Source organism: Bacteroides sp. A1C1 (assembly GCF_004328515.1).
Classification (GTDB): Bacteria; Bacteroidota; Bacteroidia; order Bacteroidales; family Bacteroidaceae; genus Bacteroides; species Bacteroides uniformis.
In genome coordinates this window covers 2,928,096-2,949,228 of record NZ_CP036491.1, presented here as the reverse complement: position 1 = coordinate 2,949,228, position 21,133 = coordinate 2,928,096, and the positions used below count along the sequence as shown (strand labels likewise).

Genomic DNA, 21,133 nt, shown 5'->3' with positions numbered 1-21,133 from the left:
GATGAGCATGAAATTAGACTTGGGAAAGATTTTCTTCCTTATTTTATTCCTCACACTTTCCGTCATGGCTGCCACGGCGGGAACCATCAAAGGGACAATCACCGACCGACAAACCAAAGAACCGCTGACGGGAGCCACCGTGCAAGTGAGCGGAACGGCACAAGGCGCCGTCGCCGATTTGGATGGTAACTATACACTGGAGCTGAAAAACGGAACCTATACCCTCACCGTCCGTTACATCGGCTACAAAGACATGACGATAAATGCCGTAGAGATAAAGGGCGAAACCGTGCTGAACTTCGACATGGAGCCGGACACGCAAACCCTGGGCGAAGTGCAGGTCACCGCCAAGAAGAACCTTGAGGGCGAACGCGCCTTGCAGATGGAACGGCAAAAAGCGACCCTCGCCATCGAGAACCTCGGTTCCAAAGAGATGTCCCTCAAAGGCATCGGCAATGTGGAAGAAGGAGTAAAGAAAATAACGGGCATCTCCATCGCCAGCGCCGGACAACTTATCGTCCGCGGACTGGGCGACCGCTACAGCACCACCACGCTGAACGGACTGCCCATCGCCTCGCCCAACCCGGACAACAAGCTGGTGCCGCTCGACCTGTTCCCCTCGTCCACCGTACAGAACATCACCGTCAGCAAGGTGTATGACGCAGCCGCCTTTGCCGACTACAGCGGTGCGCACATCAACATCAGCACCAAAGAAAACATACCGCAAGATTTCTTCCAACTGAGCCTCAACACGGGCGGGAAGTTCAACACCTTAGGCAAAGACCGCTATCAGATGGACCGCAGCGGCTCGCTCCTGAAGACACCCGGAGTGGACGCAGCCGCCCTCGGCATGCCCCTGATGGAGTTTGACAAATACGTGAAGACCCGCAATATCTTCGATACCTCCTTCAGCGCCGGCAAGAAGAGTTCGTTGCCCGAACTGGGCGGGAACCTCGGCTTCGGCAAGAACTTCGGTATAGGCAACCAGACACTCAGCCTGCTCGCCTCCTTCAGCGCCAGCAACGGCTACCAAAACATGGAAGATGCCTTCTACAAGACACTCGAGGCCACCGACACCGTGCAGGACGACTTCTCCTACGACAGCTTTGCGCAGGAACTGAAGCTCGCCGCCCTCGGCTACCTGGGCTACACCCTGCGCCGGAGCGACCGCATAGGCTACACTTTCTTCTACGCCCGCAACGCCATCGACACCTACCAGCGCCGCGAAGGTACTGATGCCGAAGGACACGAGCTGACCGGCAGCAACAACATCATGCACATATACACCCTGCAAAACCATCAACTGAACGGAATCCATAACTTCGGCGAGAGCGACAGGTGGCAACTGACCTGGGGAGGCTCGTACAGCAAGACCGGTAGCGAAGAACCCGACCGCCGCCAAGTGATGTACGTCAAGGACAACGACGGCAGCCTCAGGCTCTTCAAGCTGAACCGCCAAGAGACCATGCGCTACTTCGGCAGCCTGGACGAAGAAGAGTGGAACGCCAACCTCGCCATGCGCTGGAAGTGGAACGACACCAGCCACCTCAAGCTCGGCTTCAACTACAAGGACAAGAACCGCGACTACAGCGCTACCCGCTTCTACTACAACCTGAACAAGCTGGACCCCGTCATCACCGACATCTACAACACCGACGGCTTCCTCAACCAGCAGAACATTGCCGACGGACAAATCATGGTACAGCGTGTGATGCAGCCCAAAGACAGCTACCGCGCCGGAAACGAAATCTACTCCGCCTACCTGCTGACCGACTTCTATCCCACCGAAGCCCTCCTGGTGAACCTCGGCCTGCGCTACGAAATGAGCAAGCAATGGGTGCGCTACGCCAGCGACGGCGGCGACTGGTACTCCCGTCGGCGCAATTTAGACAAGAACGACCTCTTCCCCGCCCTGAACCTGAAATATGCGGTGAACCCCGCCAACAGCATCCGCTTCTCTGCCTCGCGCACCGTCACCCGTCCCTCGTTCATCGAGATGGCACCCTTCCTCTACCAAGAGTCCTACGGTTCGGCACAAATCCGCGGTAACGAAGAGTTGCAGAACGGCTACAACTACAACTTCGACCTACGTTACGAACGCTTCGGCAAGGACGGCGACATGCTCTCCGTGACCGGCTACTTCAAATACCTCGACAGCCCCATCGAACGCATCCAAGACCTGCAAGGCGGCGCCACGCTGCACAGCTTCAAGAATGCCGACAACGGCATGGCTGCCGGCGTGGAGCTGGAGATACGCAAACGGCTCGTCAAAGACCTGCGCCTGGGTGCCAACATCAGTTACATGTACACCAACGTGAAGCTGCCCCAAGGCGGTGCCTACACCAACAAGGAACGTTCGCTGCAAGGCGCATCGCCCATCCTTGCCAATGCCGACCTCACCTACTCGCCACGCTTCGGTGAAGACAGGCAACTCAATCTGGCCCTGCTCTACAACCTGCAAGGCAGCCGCATCCATGCAGTAGGCGTGTCGGGTCTGGGCGATGTCAGGCAACAGACGCTGCACACGTTGAACTTCAGCGCCGGATATAGCCTGAACAAACACTTCAACCTGAAGCTGCAAGTGAACGACCTGCTGAACCGCGATGTCATCTTCAAACAAGATGTGCCCACCACGGGGCAGGAAATGGAAGTAGAACGATACCACAAGGGAACGAACTTTGAGGTGGGAATAAGCTACAACCTATAAAGTCTCCCACCCTCCCCCTGAAGAGAACGGAGAACACTTTTTGACAAACAAGCTGATTTAAGAGAATCAATCTGAATGACAGACAGATAAATTGGATATAACAACTAAAACAATTGAATTATGAAAACAATGAAATGGAAATTCTACTCTCTGGCCTTTGTAGCCGGAATGTCTATCCTCACCGCTTGCAGCAGCGACGACAACAACGACAATGACGGCAACGACGGCAACGGAAACGGCAATGAAATCGAAAACGGTACGATACTGAAAGGTACCATCACCTCCGACGTGACCCTGGCTGCCGGAAACACCTACAAGCTGAGCGGCGAATACATCGTAGAAGAAGGTGCCACGCTCCACATAGAGGAAGGCGTGAAGATTATCGCCGTCTACGATGACATCGCAGACTACATCCTCGTGAAGCAGGGCGGTAAAATCAACGCCGTAGGCACGCCGGACAAACCCATCGTAATGACCAGCGAAAAAGAAGAGCCGGGCGCATGGGGAGGCATACACATCTGCGGACGCGCCCACACCAATGCCGAAGGCGGCAAGGGAAGTTCTGAAATAGGCGGCGCCGTTTACGGCGGCAACGATGATGCCGACAACTCGGGCACGCTGCAATACATTCGTCTGGAATACACCGGCTTTGCCTTCGATGAAGAGCACGAAGCCAACGGTATCTCTTTCTACGGCGTAGGCAACGGTACCATCGTGGACCACTGCCAAGCCTACAAAGGTTCCGACGACGGCTTTGAGTTCTTCGGCGGCTCGGTAAACGTGAGCAACCTCGTAGCCGTAAGCTGTAGCGACGACTCCTTCGACTGGACCGAAGGCTGGAACGGCAAAGGCACCAACCTCGTGGCTTACCAAGAGGACAAATCCACACTGGGCTACGACTGCGACTGCCTGATGGAGTGCGACAACAACGGCAGCAACAACGCCGCCACTCCCGTTGCCCACCCCGTATTGAAGAACCTCATCCTCGTCGGCAACGGCGGCAGCAAGCAAGGCATCCGTCTGCGTGCCGGCACGGAAGTGGAAATAGACAACGCCAAGGTCTGCGGCAAAGGCCAACCCCTGACCGTGGAAACCGCCCTTACCGAAAACGCCCTGAAGAACGGCACCTCCAAGCTGACCAACATCACCCTCACCTCCGAGCTGAGCAGCAAAGAAGGCATCTACACCCATGCCGACTTCATCGCCGTGACAAGCAACAAGGTGGACGCCAACCTGAGCTACAGCTCTTTCGAGGACATCAGGAAAGAATGCAGCTGGATGAACGGAAGCTGGGTGAAGTAAAAAAAAGAAGCACTCGCAAGGCTATAAAAAAACACACAACTTCTTCAACAGCGTGCCCCTCGAATGCCTTCCGGCTTCAAGGGGTACGCGCTGTTTCAAGAAAGAAACTAAAAGTACCGTTTACTTCTTCTTCAGCTCCTTCTTCAATTCCTGAACCTGAAAGCTGAACAAGTCCAGATGACGGCAAACGCGCTGCATGAAACTGCCTGCCGCCCTGAAGCAGATACGCGAAATGCGCACTTTATCTGCCGTACAGTCCTCTATCCGTTCCACCGGTTCGCTGGTGATGGAGGGAAAAAAGTTTCCAAGTCCCTTGATGTTCACCGTGCGTCCACTGGCCAGATAGTCCGCTATAATATCCGGCAGTTGCACCAGCACGGACTGGGCATCGCCCACCTGCAGGGAGCTGACAAAAGCCAGCCTCTTGGCCAGTTCGTCATTGCTCACCGGTTCCGGCTGAAGCACTTTTGACGCCGCGTAGTAGCGCACCACTTCCTTGTCTCCACTCTTGTCCACCTTCTTGCGGACCACATAATTCATTGACATACCAATCTTTCTTTATAATTAGGTTCGTAAAAAACGAAAGATATTCCCGCCCGACGCGAGGCACACCTACAACTTGCATACACAAAGCCTATACCTTACGGTAAAGACTCCGTGACCGAATACCTTTCACTATATGACTGAATACCTAAAACACCCGGATGTATTGCCCCAAAACATGGGGATGTTTTCACCCAAAACACCCGGATGTAATACCCCAAAACATGGGGATGTTTTGGGAGAAAAGATGGGGATGTTCTGACCTTTCAGTATAGGGTTCAAAGGTAATGACTCCCTATGAGAAATACAATAGATATAGGCCTTTTTGATGGTCGGAATCAAGCTCCTTTTTCTTCGGAAGCAGCAGGCAGTACCCGCTGGAAATCTCTGCCGGACGGAGACTGGAATACCTGCAAATCGAATTCGGGGATGATTGCCAGCACATGGTCGAACACATCCGCCTGCACCCCTTCATAGGGCACCCAATCCTTCAGCGCACAGAAGAAATAAAGTTCTATCGGGATACCGCGGTCGGTAGGCTGGAGTTGGCGCACCATGCAGGTCAGTTCCTGATTTACGTCGGGAAGACTTTTCAAATAAGCCGTCAGATACGCCCGGAACACCCCCAGATTGGTCTGGCGGCGTCCGTTGACGAGGATGGAGTTATCGATGCCGTTTTCCACATTGTACTTTTCAATCACTTCCTCCGTCTGCTCCACATAATCTTTCAGTAGCTGTATCTTGCGATATTTTGCCAGCATCTCCGGGGTACAGAAACGGACGCTGGTCATGTCGATATTGATGCTGCGCTTCACTCGCCGCCCACCGCTCTCGCGCATGCCGCGCCAGTTCTGGAAGGAGTCGCTGACAAGCAGATAAGGAGGGATGGTGGTAATGGTATTGTCCCAGTTGCGCACTTTCACGGTGTTCAGTGTCACTTCTATCACCGTGCCGTCGGCGCCATACTTGGGCATGGCAATCCAATCGCCCACCTTCAGCATGTCGTTGGCCGAAAGCTGCACACCGGAGACAAAGCCCATAATGGAATCCTTGAATACCAGCATCAGGATGGCTGCCGAAGCACCCAATCCGGCAAGCAGCGAAAGCGGGTCGCGGCCTATCAGTTCGCCCACGACCACAATGCCGCCCACCAGCCATAGGATGACTTGCATGGTTTGCAACATCCCCTTTAAAGGGCGGTCACGAAATTGCTCCTTCTCACTGTATACACTGTAAACAGCCTTCAGGAACGAGTTGACGAAACTCAGGAAAGTAATGATGATGTAAATAAGGCAGATACGCCGGATAAAATCCATTGCCGATGAACCGACTTCGACAAATGCCAATGGGACAAACAGATAGATGATGACGGGAGCCACCATGCGGCTGAGGTGCACCATCACTTTGCGGTCGAATACGATGTCGTCCCATGTAGCTTTGGTCTTCTTCACCAGTTGTGCCACTACTTTCAGCAGAATTTTCCGGCATAGGGCATCCGCCAGAAAAGCAACGGCAAGTATCAGTGCAAAGGCTATGAACTGGTCGAACATGTCGGCACGGGAAGGGGATATGCCCCACCCGATTAAAAGGTCGTCTATCTTCTTCAATATCTCCATAATCGTATGTTTATCATAACGGCAATCTTATCTACGCGACTGCTCCTCCCGCTCAAGGAACTCCATGATATCTTCTTTCAACCACTGATAAAGATAAAGGTTCTTGTAGCCGCTGTTTTTTTTCAGCATCACGGATACATTGACCTGACTGTTCTCATACCCCGTCAGTTCGTTGCGGAACTGTTCGTTATGCTCTGCCAGGCGCTTTATCTCCTGCTCGCGTTCACGACGCAGCACCGTACATACCGGGATAAGGATTTTCAGCACTACACAATCCATGATATGGTGTCCTTGGATATAAAGATAGGTATTGTCCGGAGTCAGTCCCAAACGTTCCAACTCCGTGCCCAGCTGCTCCACCCGGTCGATGTAGCGGGGGAAACGGGCTTGCAGTTCGGACAGCTTTGCCGACACCGTCTTTTGCATCTCGTCCAGACTACGGTAAGGATGACGCAGGTTTATCTCTTGCAAACGCACGCAGGCGTTGAAGTCGTACATCGGGAAAGTGTGTGTGTCGTGCTGGCGGTAGAACCAGACATTCCACAGAAACAGCGGATAGGCAATCTGAGAATAACGCTTCAGAAAAGCGGGGAAGTCCAGGATATGCCGGTCGTTCAGCGTGGCCTGCACACAGACTTCATGCAGACTGTCGGCAAAGCAGTGGAAGTTCTCGATGGCATAGCCATAAGTCTGGAAGATATAGGGATTCTTGTTTATCTTATGCGACACCTTGGTGGCACCTTGCAGCAGGAAGTCGTAGTCGCTGTCTACACAAGCTATCAGGCTGCGGCCCAGCTCCGATGTGTTCAACGTATTCATCAGCACCATCTTCTTGCCCTTTGCCAGGGAGGTGGCAGACGGAAGCATCACCTGGAAATAACGCTCCTCATTCTCGAACTCGGACAGCAGCGTCCGCCAGAAAGCGATGTCGTCATAGCTCTCCACATACGCCACTATGCGCCTGCGTGCTCTCTTGGGAGACAACTTGCGGGCGGCATCCAGATAGGCGGAAGTAAGGTTATGTTTTAAAGAAGTGGACACTTGGGTAGGGATTAAGGATTAGGGATTAGGGAGGAGATTTCGCTGACTTCGGTGACGGCATCCAGCCAGCCTTCCATGATGACGGCGGGCGAATGGGTGGTGAGGATAAGCTGCACATTGGGATTCAGGCTGCGTATCATGCCGATGAGCTTCTGCTGCCATTCGATGTGCAGGGAGGCTTCCGGCTCGTCCATGAAGAGTACGCAGTGGTCATCGTCACGCACCAGCACGGTCAGCAGGATGACCAGCATCTGCTTCTCGCCCGAAGACAGTTTGTAGGGCAGCAGGCGCTCGCCGTTCTGATAGAAAACGATGTCGTTGCTTTTGCGGTCTATCGTCTTATGGGTATAGCTGAAAAGCTCGTCAATCATATCCTGGAACTTCCGCTTGGGGAGGGAAAGGGAGGGAGCCAGGCTGCGCTGCTCTTCGTCACCGCTGAGCAGCTCTATCATCTTGTTGCCGATGTTCACCTGGTAGTCCAGATAACGGCGCTGGAGCAGATAGAGCTGCCAGTCCAGTTCCGACTTCACGTTGGCATCGGCCATGCGTGCCGTAAAGTCGCCCATGATAAGGGGGCGGTCGTAGCTGCGGATTACATCATAGGGGATAAAGGTGGCTGCGGGGTTGTCGAAGTAGACGTGTACGCCGTTCTTCTCGTCACTCTTCACTTCACCCGATGTCTGTTCCAGATAGTTGACCGAACGGTTCAGGATAGTGGTCTTCCCCACTCCGTTGATGCCGGAAAGTATATTGACGTCAGGACGCAGGTCCCAGGCAATATCGTACCGATGCCACAATCCGTGTATTTCGATACGCTTGATGTAATTGGCTTGTACTTCCATGGTTTCTTGCTTTTAATTAGAAGCAAATATACACGATAATCTCTTATTTCTACGCCCATGAACCAGAAAAATCATATAATGAAAGATTTTCTCTTTTCAGAAAATAGTTGTTCTTTTGCACCCGCAAAGAACAAAAGAGTATGGACAAGAACATTCAAGGGCATCTGTTCGCCCTTACCGCAAATATCTTATGGGGGCTGATGGCACCTATCGGCAAGTCGGCCTTAGCGGAGTTTTCCGCGTTGTCAGTAACCACATTCCGCATGGTAGGCGCAGCCGCCTGCTTCTGGCTCCTCTCCTTGTTCTGCAAACGCGAGCAGGTGGACCACCGGGACATGCTGAAGATATTCTTCGCCGCACTCTTCGCGCTGGTATTCAATCAGGGTGTCTATATCTTCGGACTCTCCATGACTTCGCCCATAGACGCCTCCATCGTTACAACCACGCTGCCCATCGTCACCATGATAGTGGCTGCAATCTATCTGAAAGAGCCGGTCACCAACAAGAAAGTGCTGGGCATCTTTGTAGGGGCTATGGGCGCATTCATACTCATCATGAGCAGCCAGACCACCGGTGCCGGCAATGGCAGCCTCATCGGAGACCTTCTCTGCCTGCTCGCCCAAATCAGCTTCTCCATTTATCTGACCGTATTCAAGGGGTTGTCGCAAAAATACTCTCCCATCACCCTGAACAAATGGATGTTTGTCTATGCCTCCATGTGCTACATCCCGTTCTCTTACCACGACGTGGCTGCCATACAGTGGAGCGAAATATCTACAGCCGCCCTGCTGCAAGCGGGATATGTGGTTGTGGGAGGAAGCTTCCTTGCCTATATCTTCATAATGAGTGCGCAGAGGCTGTTGCGCCCCACTGTGGTGAGCATGTACAACTACATGCAGCCCATCGTGGCCTCAACCGTTGCCATCATCTTAGGATTGGGAGTGTTCAATTTGGAAAAGGGAATAGCCATAGCCTTGGTATTCCTGGGAGTGTACATCGTGACACAAAGCAAGTCACGCAAGGATTTCGAGAAAGAAGGGAAAGCCGTATAAAACAGCCGTTCCACCGTCACAGTACTCCGGCACGTACCCGGCTCAGAGACTCGGGAGTCATTAACAGATAAGATGCTATGTGGTTGACTGAGGCACGCCGGGCTATCTCCGGATAATCCCTGACGAAGCGCGCATACCGCTCGCGTGAGGTTTCGAAACGCCAAGAGTCTGCTTTATATTGGGAAAGCATTAAAGACCCCTCCAATAAATGGCGAAGCAGACGGGCTATATGCAGATAACGCTCAGAGAGTTCGACCAGTCCTGCATACGAAATGCTCCAGATGACGCCTTCCTCCAAGGATTCCAGCTGAAGGCAATTACGGCGTCCGGTGAAAAGGCTGACGATACACATAGCGCCGTCACCGTCGCAGGCAAAGTTCTCTGTAATGTCCCGGCCTTCTTTGAAATAGAACTGGCGAAGCAGTCCTTTCTCTACAAAAACAATATCCCTGGCTATATCTTTTTCACTAATCAACAGTTCTCCTTTGTGCACCTCACGGCGTACAAACAAACCGGCAATGAGCTCCAGCTCCTCAGAAGGGAGTTCATGAAGGCGGCGGGTAAACCGCCGCGCCACTTCCATGTTGTTTTCCTTAGTCATCGATATAGAGAAAGGGATATGCCCCTATTTCTTCAGTTCTGCAAAATAGGTGTCCAGCAAGTTCTTGGCAGCCACAAAAGAAGTCAAGTTGCCCTGTAGCACTTGTTTTTCCTTGCCAGTCAGCATCGCTTCAATCTGCGGATTGTGGTAGAAGCTGTCGCGCAGCTGTTCGTTAATGGTCTCGTACATCCAGTATTTGCTTTGCTCATTGCGGCGGTATTCAAAATAGCCGTTATCTTTCACAAAGTCAATGTATTTGTAGACCATATCCCACACTTCTTTTACACCAAGATTATAGAAACCGGAATAAGTCAGCACTTGGGGTGTCCAACCGCTCTCCGGAGCCGGGAAGAGGTGCAGCGCATTACGGAACTGCGTTGCTGCCAGTCTGGCCCGCTCCAGATTGTCGCCATCAGCCTTATTAATAACAATGCCATCGGCCATTTCCATGATGCCGCGTTTGATGCCTTGCAACTCATCGCCCGTACCCGCCAGCTGTATCAGCAGGAAGAAGTCTACCATAGAATGTACGGCAGTCTCACTCTGCCCCACCCCTACCGTCTCTACAAATATCTTGTCGAAACCGGCAGCCTCACAAAGCACAATCGTTTCACGCGTCTTGCGTGCCACGCCACCCAGCGAACCGGCAGAGGGACTGGGACGTATAAAGGACTTGGGATGAACGGAGAGCTTCTCCATACGCGTCTTATCACCGAGAATACTGCCTTTGCTGCGTTCACTGCTCGGGTCAATGGCAAGAACGGCCAACTTGCCGCCGTGTTCCTCCAGTACATGCAAGCCAAATACATCAATAGAGGTACTTTTACCGGCACCGGGCACACCACTGATACCCACACGGACGGAGTTGCCCGAATAGGGCAAACACTTCTCTATCACCTCCTGCGCCACAGCCTGGTGCTCCGGTTTCACACTTTCCACCAGTGTTACAGCCTGGCTGAGTACCGTAACATCACCTTTCACTATACCCTCCACATAGTCTGATACGGAAAGCTCGCGTTTCTTCCGCCTGGGACGGTTCTTCAAGTAAGGATTGACCGATGAAGGTTGCTCAATGCCTGCATTGACAACCAAGCCTTTATATGCTTCATTATTTTCGGGATGTTCCATGGCTATTTGTGAGTTATAAGTTATGAGTTATGAAGGACTTTACGACTTCTTATTGTTTTGCTTTAATGTTGATTTCAACTTTCGGCTGCATCGGGTCATTGGTAATCATCAGCAGACGCAGATGACGGCGCTTCTTGCCTATATTCTTCTTCACTACCGTTACCCGCAGGCGGGTGCTTTCACCGGGTTGCAATACACTCTTCTTGAGGTTAACTCCCACTGCCGGGTGGAATACCTGGAGTTTGTTTATCTGTAAAGGAGAACGCCCGGTATTGGTAATGGTAATATCCTGACGTGCTTTTGACTTCTTTGCCAATATCGCACTCATATCAACTTCTTTGGTAGAAAGGCTGATGACAGGAGCATTTGCCTTCTCCACTTCCGTCATTCCGGAGAAATCCGGTAAAAGAATGGCAGAAACGGGAATCTCGTTTTCATCGCCCACCTTGTCACCGGAGAAGCGAGAAAGATAGACCGACGTTTGAGTCAGTCCGAGGCCAGTCAGTCTTTCCGAATTCAATGTAAGTGTAATCACTCCTTTTTCTCCCTTTTGCAGCACGTTAGGTTCTACTTTTGTCTGCAAATAAGGGGGCAGATGCATCAGTACCGGTTCATAAGGACGGTCGGAAAGATTGACCACGCCGATATGAATCACCGGCTGCTCACCATGCTGAATATCGGGGAAGTCGAGGCTGTTCTTGTCAATACGTATCTGACCGATAAGATAGGGATGCGTCTTGGTAAAGTCCTTGATTTCCTGTACTACTTCACCATTGAACTTCAAATAGACCAGATTGGGTTGCGCATTGCTGTAAATAGCCACAGATTTCTGGAAATGTCCCAATGCCTTGGCGTCAAAAGTCACATTTACTGTTCCTTTTGCCCCCGGAGCAATAGGCGTTTTTGTCCACTGGGCCACGGAGCAGGCGCAATCCGGCTCTACTTCTGTAAGCACTAAAGGCTGGTCACCCGTATTGGTGATGGTATATTGCACAGTCACGGGATGCTTCCATTCTATCTGGCCGAAACTGTACATCTCTGTATTCGAGGTAAAACGAGCTTGCGCTACAGCAGTCAATACCACACTTGCAAGCACATATAAAGTTATCAATATCCGCTTCATCTATTTTTCTTAATATCAAGATTTCCTAATTCTGCCACTCTCATTCAATATTAGTCGGACAAAAATAGGTGTTTTTAGCGAGAGTACCTAAAATAGAGGAGCGCAATTTCTGTAAATTGCGTCACACAGTCATCTTCATCAACAAATCAGATAAGGATGAAAAATTTCATTTTCTCCGGCACCGGGAAGCCCAGCCCTCCTCGGTGCCGGAGAGAGAGTGTTCCCTGGTGTCGGAGAAACGCCTTGCACAGAAAGGGGCTGGGAGAGAGGGAAGGGAAGGCCAAGGAAGAAGATGCTTGAAGGTATATTTACATTTTAATTCTAATCACACTGATTGACCACGATTGTTCCTCCCGCCGAATGCGAAGCGTATTCCGGAGCATATGCACACTGTATAGTGGCAAGCCCCGTTTCATATGTTCCACCACAGGCAATGTGGTAGCCATGCTCCAAGACATAAATACCTTTGCTCAAATACATTCTCCCTTCCTCACATAGAGAATAACTCAGTATAGCCAAGTCACAAATCGCCTTGTAGTGTTTCAACCCACACACCCACGTAGGGTGTGACACGGTGGAAAGAGCTACGGATATATCATTACGGAAGTTTCAATCCACACACCCACGTAGGGTGTGACTCCGCGGTCAGCTTGTCGCCGACTTCCAGCTTGTTTCAATCCACACACCCACGTAGGGTGTGACAGCTCACGGACTTCCTTCCGTATTCCCTAAGCTTGTTTCAATCCACACACCCACGTAGGGTGTGACAATTGTTTGACGAGAGTAATAAAGTGGTTTACAGAGTTTCAATCCACACACCCACGTAGGGTGTGACAATCTTTTCCTTTACCCACTTACATTTACTAAAAGTGTTTCAATCCACACACCCACGTAGGGTGTGACAATATGTTTTTGGAGATGAAACAGTTTTAAGAGGTTTCAATCCACACACCCACGTAGGGTGTGACGCGGCGGCACCGTCATAACCTGTTGCCATCTGTGTTTCAATCCACACACCCACGTAGGGTGTGACCGAAGTATGTCCGTCTGCCGAAAACAGCCCCCTCAAGTTTCAATCCACACACCCACGTAGGGTGTGACCATTATTCAATCTCCTTTCAGTTTCTCTATTAGTGTTTCAATCCACACACCCACGTAGGGTGTGACTCTTTGCCTTCATAATATCGTCGTATGCGCTTTTTGTTTCAATCCACACACCCACGTAGGGTGTGACCCCACGGGCTGTCCGTTCTTGAAAGTCTGTTTGGTTTCAATCCACACACCCACGTAGGGTGTGACACGGTAAAGTTACCCATCACATGAGCCACAATAAGTTTCAATCCACACACCCACGTAGGGTGTGACGCTATGGCAAATAACATATTACAAACCAGTAAGTTTAATCCATTATTATGCGAATCATCACTTTTCCCGATTTCACAAAAAGAAAAATGCTTCACAAACAAACCAATCTACTGATTATTAGCACATGCGAAAATACTATTATTTATGTAACACTATACATTCGCACGCGCTATATAATAAGCGCATCATTCACTTTATAAGCAGTTTCAACACCTAACACCTCTACCCTCCTATTTTCATTCTTACTGAGGATATAAAAACGAATACTATCAAACGATATATCAATAATACTCTTGATTCTTTCTTTCAAAAGACAATATTGAGCCTCTGTCACCTCGCACTCAAAGACAGAATTCTGTACCCTCTGCCCATAATCTATACAAGCCTTAGCCACACACCGTAAGCGACGTGCACCTGCTTTACTCGTAGTATCTACATCATAAGTTACAAGAATATACATAATCAGCATTCATTTTATTAGAAATACCGGATAATCATCAATATCTTGCCTGATATATCTTGCCAATAACATAGCTTGTACATAGGGCAGAAGTCCTATTTCTACCTTTTCATTCAAATAAGGATGAATGATTACCTCCCGCTTCCTGCTTTGCCACGCAGAAACAAATGTTTTCTTTCCTTTGTCTGTCATAACAACCCCATTATCACCTTGAAACAAAAAATCCTTAGCTGTTATCTGTCTTTTATTAATTAACGACAAGACAAAACGGTCGCCAAGATAAGCACGCAGTTCTTCCATCATGTCTAAAGCCAGTGACGTACGTCCCGGACGAAGCGTATGAAGAAACCCTACGTATGGGTCAAGGCCAATCGTTTCGAGTGCGGCGGCAACATCATTAGCTATCAACGTATAAGCAAAAGACAGCATGGCATTCACAGCATCCTTAGGAGGACGACGGTTACGACCATGAAACGGGAAATCAGCCTTCTGATGAAGTATTAAAATCGGTAATACTTCAAAGTAAGCATTTGAAGCCATGCCCTCATGCCCTATCAATGTTGTCTTATCCTGAGCCACCAGAACATTACGTTTAGCTTGTTCCAACACATGCACTGTTTGATTAACATTCTCATTATCACCATAATCACGAATATATCTCCTCAATATATTACGATAGTTTTGGATTTTCCCACCAATCATCAACCGCGCCACATGCAATGACCACGATTCATCATCAGACAACTGATATTGTTTCTTACGCAAAAACACATTTCCCTTTACCACCCCTTGCACCCTACTGATAAACCTACCGTTTGGGGACAGGAACGTGAGCGATATGCCATTGTCACTGCACAATTTCATCACACCGGGACTTGCTCCCATATACCCGAATGTTACAATACCCTCTATGTTAATAGCAGGAATGCGAAACATCTCTTCCTGTTTGACGTACACAACTACATTCAGCCCATCCTTACTAAGATATGCTTCCGGAGTCATTACATATAAAGTATTCAACAATTTTCTCATTGATACAAATTTTTATTAAGGTACGCATTTACCGTAGTGCAGTTCATCATCTTTGGCATACAAATATCCTTCAACGAACATTTATCGCAATGCTTGCCATATTCCACTTTAGGAATGACTGCCTTGCTGAATATTTCGTGCATATCCTGGGCGCATTGTCTGACAATATCTCGCAGTTCCCCCGTTATATCCACCTCTACCCGATGACGAAGCTCTCCGTAGAAGAACACACCGTAGGGAATATGAATAGCATACATTTCCTCCAGACACATGATTTGTGCCGCCAACTGTACCTCGTCCACTTCATCCCTTTTGGGTCTGCCATGTTTGTATTCTACAACCACCGGTTGCCATCGCCCCGGATATTTGGGATGCACAATTGTGCCTTCAAGAGATGAGGCTGAAAACAGCTCGATGGCATCAGAGGTTCCATAAAGTCCCAGTTCATGCGAAGCGATATTCACCGCGCGCAATGTGATCTGATCACCGCACTTTTGCCGATAGAACGGGGCATCCATATGCTTGTGCATAATCTGCCCTTCGATGGTGAGATGATTATCGTCCCACTGTTGCTCAATGTGTATCAAAGCCCATTGCCGGGGACAAAACCTAAAGTGCTGAATCCCCGACAACATAAGCATATCATCATCACTGTACATGCGACGGGAATTATATCAGTTCCTCAACCGTTACATTTGACGGAACACGATCTTTGTCTATGGTAACTGAATAATCGCTGAATGAGCGTGGTGCCCCATCGCAAACTTTTTCCACCTTGACCAAATCAAACAGTTTGTTGGCAGGAGCATTGCCCAGTATCGAGTCGTGCTTAAAGATAATCAACTTTTGAGCACTCATCAATCCACGTGCAGCCGAACGGTCTACATCGAACATATTCTTTAAAGCTTCCCAAAACAGCTCAAGGTCTTTTTCCGAGAATCCTGTCTGCTGCGCCAAATTGGCAGAGATAAAGCCGTGGCAAACGTAAAGGCCGTAAGGGATGGTTGCTTTGCGCCCCATCGTACGGTTGCCGCCACTTTGTTTCTCCGCTTCTTTTTCTGTCGCTACAGCCATACGAGTGATAGAGTGTTCCGCTGTAGCGATAGAATCAACAGAACGGGCAAATGTAAATTGAATAGGCCCACGAACCTGACCTGCATTTTTACCTGTTGACATAACAGCACCAAATGTTCTAATATCAAAATAATTCTTGCACATAAAACGACGTGCTGCTTCAGTCTTGTCTTTTGCATTTTTTACCTCAGAATCGTCATGTGCATTATCAATCAAAGTATTCAAAACAGCCTTCTCTTTGATAAATATATCAAAGCCATCCACAAAACCTTTTGCCACTTGTACATAGTTACGTACCTTACGTTTCAAACAAACATCCGTAACAAGTCCCATACCTGTTTCAGCATCTACTCGGGGGAGATTACCAGCATCCGGGTCACCATTCGGATTACCATCCTGTACATCAAACATATAAACAAAATCGAGTCTATTTTTTAATTCTGACATAGCTATATTCTTTTAAGATTATTATTACTCAGATTCTTTATTCTCTTTACTTATAAAAAAGTCTTGACGCTGGTGATAATAACCCACGAAGAACCGTCCTTGGTCTTGTAGGTCAAGATGCAGGGGGAAGCCATTCGCATCAAGTTTTGAAACAATTTCTTGTTTCAATTTTTCATACTTTATTTGTCCACCAACACTCAACTTTTCTAAATGATGAGTTGAAAGATTAAGAATAGTAGCAAATACCATAGCCGGAGTAGCCGATGCAGAATTCATGTAACGCTCACGGATGGAGTGAATGCCATTGGTATCCTCTTGTATTTTATCAAGTACGGCAAACAACCTGCCGCAAAGATACCCTTGATTTTGATTTTCTTTGTCTAACATAATATCAAGTTTTTCATTGTCATTATTTCTATTTAGTCTATTGAGATATGCCTTAATAATGGCAGCACGAACAATGTTGACGGATTGCTCTGCACGGATACGACGAATGCAGGATTGGAATAAAGATACCGGATATGGCAAGCCTTGAAAAATACTTTTCACTACAGCATCTGGAAGATTTGGAGTTGCATCACTTGATTTTCCTCCAAGAGTTACGCTTCCGAGAATTGAATGCAATCCCACGTATGGTTTCTTTTCTTTGCGGATATCAACCATCTCCATGTCTAAAAAATGTTCACTGATTAAACCGGCAAACCCGCGCAAAGGTATCTCACTCCAATATACTACCGCTATTCTCGCCGAATTAGGAGCCAAACCCAAGATAAAGAATTTATCATCTTCATTTGCCGACAACTTTCCATGATAAATAGATAAGAATGTATTACGTACCAATTCTATACGTCTGTTTGGGTCATCGTCTTCTTCAACACGTCCCAATAAAGCATACAAACTATCCTCGGACTCTTTTGAAGCCTCACTATTGGAAGAAGCCCAGAAAAGATAAGTACGTGAACCAACCATGAATTTATTGTGAGAATCTGAGCGCAACAAATGATTTAATGCGGTTGTATATGCAAATTCGGCCTCTTCGGATATAGGAGCATTATACCCCTTCGACTTTCCATACGAATCATATCCAGAATTAACCTGAAATGCAACAAGTTTAGCTGTCGCTTGGCTTCCAGGTATCATTGTAGCGGTGGTAATCTCTACTGTCTTCGAATGCTTCCCTGTTATCAAGCAAAGCTCCCCAGCCACTTCATGGCTATCTCCAAGCAAATTTATCAGCTCCGTTTTCGAAGCTACTATTTTCGTATCCCCTTCTATAAGGAACGAGAACATAGAATATTTCTTACTAAGATTTTTAGCTATATCATCCCATAAAGGATCATTCTGCATTGTTTCAATCATAGCAGAAGAATCTTGCTGGTAGAATGTATAAATAGACTTTATATCCTCATTATCCGAGAATGCATCATAAATTTCTTTCACTTTTGCCTTAAAGACCTCAAAACATTTGTTTACTTTTACGACGTCTCCTTTGTCGGAATAACCAAACACATATTGGCTATTATCATACAAATAGTTTGCAATAGGAGTACTTGATCGACCAACACTTTTCTTAACAAGAAACTGTTGGGCCGACTTCTTATCTATACGTCTATCCTCAAAACGCAGAAATTTTCCATACCTATCAATAACAATGATAAATCCAATCTCTTTATATTCCAGACTAAACGGAGCCACCGCATCTCCACTCCGATGATAGTAATCATATAATGCTTTCAGTATCATCTCAACACCTCCTCACTATCTTTATCCGGTACAACAATCACTCCTTGTTTCATTTGGGCTCTATAAAACATTGCATCCGGCTTTTGTGGACTCTTTTCAAAATCCATATCATAAAGCATGATGCCAAAATCCTTGTCTTCGGCTAAAGGAAACTGAAGACTATCGGTATTTTCAATATACTTCCAATTTGCAGCAAACTCACGGCATCCGAAATAAGGTTGCGTGAAAGATTGCCCCTGCGATGCCCTGCGCTCAAACATCTGATAATATTTCATGGGATTTTCGTCACCCCCTGGTTGATGCTTGACAAAAGCCTCTTTCGAGCGATTCTTAACTGGAATAAATATCAATTTGGCGTAAATGCGATAATGCACATCCTGTAAAAGCAAAGAATTCTTCTGCTGACGCTTATCTTCGATAAAGATAGACGACTTACTTGCAACTGCCCCCACCTCATTCCGCCTTATGGTAGTCCATTTAATAGGATTGAGCACCTCAATCTTTGTTACCTGCCAACGCATGGCATAGCGTTTAAACAATATCGCTTCAAAAATCGCACGTGCTGCCGATGGAGTAATGACATCATAACTCACACGCTCTACTTTCAACTCCGGACGAGTGAAGCAAGCCCAATCGCCCCACACCTCCAAACAATATTCTTTATCTGTATATTCCATATCATTCATTTTCTTTTTTGCTTGCTAATAAATCTTCCAGCTTCTTTTCATCTTCACAGACCAAAGGAACCAAGGTACAAATTGTACCCCAGTTTGGACTTTCAATTTTTCCTTCTTTGTCATATTCAGCTTTGTCTTTATATCGTTAATATTTCCTCCAGCCAATGGTTGTCAAGGCTGAGCCCTGTGGCTTTATCGTACTGTGCCCAGTCTGTCAGTACGTATATACCTTCCAATATTTCTTCGACAACCCCATAACCATTTAGTTGCTTAAAGTCCTTTGAACGAACACCCACGGTAAATTGTGCTAATTGCTTCATCAAAGAGTAGGTACACCCTGATACCTTCAACTTCTCCACAAGCTCCATGCTGTTTTCCCAATTTACAATGATGCTTATACTATCATCATCAATCAACCGGAATGCTTCTGATGCTGTTTCAAAACATAATTCTGTTGGTTTGTAAAGCCAGTGCTTTATATCCTTTTTATCAAATGTATTTATCCTGCAATACAACTGACGAAAATATGCTGTCATTGTAGAAGGAGCAAACCAATCACTATTGGTTGGCAAATTCAGCCGCGCATAATTGGCATTTTTCATTGAAGGAGGAAGTGTTCTGCCTTCAGCGGCAAGACTGAACACGAATGTATGGCCCACCGCATTCTTTCCTTCACGATTACACCGCCCAGCCGCTTGCAATACAGAATCGAGTCCGGCCTCTTGACGAAACACGATTGGAAAATCTATATCCACACCGGCCTCCACGAGTTGGGTCGCAATAACCCTGACAACCGGCTGTGCCTCGTCCTTCAGCAAAACTTTTATTTTACCGATAGTTTCATTTACATGAGCAGGGCACATCATCCTCGACAGATGCAACTTCACTCCGTCATTAGGCAAACGGTCATATAATTCCTTGGCATCTTTACGGGTATTCACTATGCACAACACCTTATTATATCCCGATAACTTAACTACTATCTCGTCGTATGTCTTTCCCTCATCGTCCATTTCCAGTTTCACGCGGCGAAGTTCGTCGTGCAATGCAAATTCGGACGAAATGATTTCCTTAATATGCCCTATCCCCTTAAACCCGACTCTTGGATTTGTGCCTTCTATCAGACCGCTTAGCACTGGTTGGCTTGCTGTTGTAAACAAGACCGATACCCCGAACATCTCTTGATATGCTTTCAATGCATCAACTATCGGTTGCAAGAAGTCTGTCGGTAACATCTGAACCTCATCCAGAACAATGACTGAATTTGCGATATTGTGCAGTTTGCGGCAATCAGACGGTTTATTGCTAAACATCGACTCAAAAAGCTGCACATTGGTAGTGACAATAATGGGATAATCCCAGTTCTCTGTAGCCAGTTTCGCTTTCTCTCGCTTTTCTTCATCCTTAATATCATCGGGATTGAAATTGCTATGATGCTCCAATACGTTTTCTTCCCCAAAGATTTTCTTCAAGAGTCCTGCCGTCTGCACAATGATACTGGTATATGGAATGGCAATGATGATGCGATTCATTGAATGACTTACAGCGTGTTTCATCGCCCATAGCAGGGACGAGAAAGTTTTGCCACCTCCCGTGGGTACGGTAAGACTATAAAATCCCTTCTCGCCAGAAGAGGCCGCGCAACATTGTTCTTGCACCTGCCGACGGATGCGGTTCACCTTTGTGGCAGTGGCATTCGATTGCAAATTCTGCATAAATGCCTCCAGTTTAAGCAACAAGTCGGCAAGCGTAGCCGTACCTCCTCGCTTCTGCCACGACTCCACATCCATAAACCTCTCCGTATCGAGGCAATCTGCGTCTACAAGACAAGAAAAAAGCATACGAGACAAGTGATGAAGATGCCTCCTATCGACGTTTGACTTAGAAAAAGACGAATCTTTAAATTCTTGGAACAATAAAGGTTTGTTTATGCCAATGTCACTCTTACTTATTTCTTTGGGCAGTTGTTTCTCTTTCAAGATATTTTCCACATCCGTGTAATCATGCAACCCCGTATGATGAGAAACAATTTGATTGACAAGAAGATTTAGAACTTCCTTTCCCACAAATTCTTTTGCCAATATTCCACCCACAAAAGCATGAGTATGATTGTCATAGCACTTTTTATCATCTGTAGGCAGACCATTTACCTTGCGTATGTATTGCTGGAATGCCGCCCGTTCCTTGCCTTTGTCATGAAGCAGTCCAAGCGCCCTCCCCCAAGAGGAAAGTTCGAACTGGCAGGCAAAGGAGGCCGCCATTTTTGCGACCCCTTCCTGATGCTCATCATTGGATTGCATAATCCACTGCCCATTTTCTTTATCTTGATACAAATGGGATATCAAATATTTATCCATTATCATCTGATTAATAGAGCTTT

Annotated in this window: 17 protein-coding genes and 1 CRISPR repeat array; of the genes, 3 read left to right on the top strand and 14 right to left on the bottom strand. The window is 47.7% G+C overall.

Annotated elements, in window-relative coordinates:
* The first annotated feature begins 1 nt into the window (after position 1).
* Entirely contained in the window at positions 2–2,707 is a 2,706-nt protein-coding gene (locus EYA81_RS11880) for a TonB-dependent receptor (protein WP_131225799.1), read from the top strand.
* Positions 2,708–2,827: 120 nt separating this feature from the next.
* On the top strand, positions 2,828–4,009 hold the full coding sequence (locus EYA81_RS11875; protein ID WP_117958595.1) for a hypothetical protein: 1,182 nt from the start codon (positions 2,828–2,830) through the stop codon (positions 4,007–4,009).
* Between the two features lie 120 nt (positions 4,010–4,129).
* Here the strand turns inward: EYA81_RS11875 and EYA81_RS11870 are convergent, their stop codons facing one another.
* The 4 genes from EYA81_RS11870 to EYA81_RS11850 all read right to left on the bottom strand — a co-directional run bounded on the left by EYA81_RS11870 (position 4,130) and on the right by EYA81_RS11850 (position 8,051).
* Complete coding sequence (locus tag EYA81_RS11870) at positions 4,130–4,555, bottom strand: hypothetical protein (protein ID WP_005835201.1); 426 nt, start codon at positions 4,553–4,555, stop codon at positions 4,130–4,132.
* Between the two features lie 335 nt (positions 4,556–4,890).
* On the bottom strand, positions 4,891–6,168 hold the full coding sequence (locus tag EYA81_RS11860) for a mechanosensitive ion channel family protein (protein WP_005835199.1): 1,278 nt from the start codon (positions 6,166–6,168) through the stop codon (positions 4,891–4,893).
* Positions 6,169–6,195: 27 nt separating this feature from the next.
* The gene (locus tag EYA81_RS11855) at positions 6,196–7,209 is read right to left on the bottom strand and encodes a DUF4435 domain-containing protein (RefSeq protein WP_005823997.1); all 1,014 of its coding nucleotides are present in this window, start codon (positions 7,207–7,209) and stop codon (positions 6,196–6,198) included.
* An 11-nt stretch (positions 7,210–7,220) separates the two neighbouring features.
* The gene (locus EYA81_RS11850; RefSeq protein WP_005823999.1) at positions 7,221–8,051 is read right to left on the bottom strand and encodes an AAA family ATPase; all 831 of its coding nucleotides are present in this window, start codon (positions 8,049–8,051) and stop codon (positions 7,221–7,223) included.
* A gap of 140 nt (positions 8,052–8,191) precedes the next feature.
* Here EYA81_RS11850 and EYA81_RS11845 point away from each other — a divergent pair, with 140 nt between their 5' ends.
* A complete protein-coding gene (locus EYA81_RS11845; RefSeq protein WP_005835197.1) occupies positions 8,192–9,103 on the top strand; it encodes a DMT family transporter in 912 nt (303 codons plus the stop codon).
* Positions 9,104–9,119: 16 nt separating this feature from the next.
* Here the strand turns inward: EYA81_RS11845 and EYA81_RS11840 are convergent, their stop codons facing one another.
* The 10 genes from EYA81_RS11840 to cas3 form a co-directional block, all read right to left on the bottom strand.
* A complete protein-coding gene (locus tag EYA81_RS11840) occupies positions 9,120–9,704 on the bottom strand; it encodes a Crp/Fnr family transcriptional regulator (protein WP_005824006.1) in 585 nt (194 codons plus the stop codon).
* A 24-nt stretch (positions 9,705–9,728) separates the two neighbouring features.
* Complete coding sequence (meaB, locus tag EYA81_RS11835) at positions 9,729–10,832, bottom strand: methylmalonyl Co-A mutase-associated GTPase MeaB (protein WP_005824008.1); 1,104 nt, start codon at positions 10,830–10,832, stop codon at positions 9,729–9,731.
* 49 nt (positions 10,833–10,881) lie between these two features.
* The gene (locus tag EYA81_RS11830; protein ID WP_022402320.1) at positions 10,882–11,955 is read right to left on the bottom strand and encodes a DUF1573 domain-containing protein; all 1,074 of its coding nucleotides are present in this window, start codon (positions 11,953–11,955) and stop codon (positions 10,882–10,884) included.
* Between the two features lie 539 nt (positions 11,956–12,494).
* Positions 12,495–13,320: a CRISPR direct-repeat array (repeat unit 32 nt; unit sequence GTTTCAATCCACACACCCACGTAGGGTGTGAC).
* A 169-nt stretch (positions 13,321–13,489) separates the two neighbouring features.
* Positions 13,490–13,780, bottom strand: a complete 291-nt coding sequence (gene cas2 / locus EYA81_RS11825; protein ID WP_131225797.1) for a CRISPR-associated endonuclease Cas2 — start codon at positions 13,778–13,780, stop codon at positions 13,490–13,492.
* Positions 13,781–13,789: 9 nt separating this feature from the next.
* On the bottom strand, positions 13,790–14,812 hold the full coding sequence (cas1c, locus tag EYA81_RS11820) for a type I-C CRISPR-associated endonuclease Cas1c (RefSeq protein WP_131225794.1): 1,023 nt from the start codon (positions 14,810–14,812) through the stop codon (positions 13,790–13,792).
* Positions 14,809–15,471, bottom strand: coding sequence for a CRISPR-associated protein Cas4 (gene cas4, locus EYA81_RS11815; protein WP_131225793.1), 663 nt, complete (start codon positions 15,469–15,471; stop codon positions 14,809–14,811). The genes cas1c and cas4 overlap by 4 nt, the downstream gene beginning before the upstream one ends.
* A gap of 10 nt (positions 15,472–15,481) precedes the next feature.
* The gene (gene cas7c / locus EYA81_RS11810) at positions 15,482–16,333 is read right to left on the bottom strand and encodes a type I-C CRISPR-associated protein Cas7/Csd2 (RefSeq protein ID WP_131225792.1); all 852 of its coding nucleotides are present in this window, start codon (positions 16,331–16,333) and stop codon (positions 15,482–15,484) included.
* Between the two features lie 24 nt (positions 16,334–16,357).
* Entirely contained in the window at positions 16,358–18,076 is a 1,719-nt protein-coding gene (gene cas8c / locus EYA81_RS11805; RefSeq protein ID WP_131225790.1) for a type I-C CRISPR-associated protein Cas8c/Csd1, read from the bottom strand.
* Positions 18,073–18,753 (bottom strand): type I-C CRISPR-associated protein Cas5c, encoded by a 681-nt coding sequence (gene cas5c, locus EYA81_RS11800; protein ID WP_131225788.1) that lies wholly within the window; start codon positions 18,751–18,753, stop codon positions 18,073–18,075. The genes cas8c and cas5c overlap by 4 nt, the downstream gene beginning before the upstream one ends.
* A 137-nt stretch (positions 18,754–18,890) precedes the next feature.
* Positions 18,891–21,116 carry a CRISPR-associated helicase Cas3' gene (gene cas3, locus EYA81_RS11795; RefSeq protein WP_131225786.1) on the bottom strand — a complete coding sequence of 742 codons (2,226 nt, stop codon included), beginning with the start codon at positions 21,114–21,116 and terminating at the stop codon, positions 18,891–18,893.
* Positions 21,117–21,133: the final 17 nt, after the last annotated feature.